Source organism: Streptomyces sp. NRRL WC-3549 (assembly GCF_000721935.1).
In the GTDB taxonomy this organism is placed as follows: Bacteria; Actinomycetota; Actinomycetes; order Streptomycetales; family Streptomycetaceae; genus Streptomyces.
Map to the genome: position 1 here is coordinate 1 of NZ_KL585448.1, position 216 is coordinate 216.

Sequence of the window (216 nt, forward strand, 5' to 3'; positions counted from 1 at the left end):
CCGGACCGTCCGGTCACCGATGACCACAGCGCGGTGTTCCAGCACCGCACGCGTCGTCGCCAACGAGAACCCGACATCCACCGGATCCCGGTCCCCGGCGGACCCCGAGACCCGCTCCACCTGTGCGTCGAGCGCCTCGGCCGTCTTCGCCGACACCACCCACGGCACCACCGGCACCGAGACATCCACCAAGGGTTCCGCGGCCTCGGCCTCCGG

General features: G+C 72.2%; 1 protein-coding gene. It reads left to right on the forward strand.

Annotated features, from left to right (window positions below):
- Positions 1-19 precede the first annotated feature (19 nt).
- The coding region (locus IH13_RS43765) for a hypothetical protein (protein ID WP_158791475.1) at positions 20-216 on the forward strand (197 nt) is incomplete at its 3' end.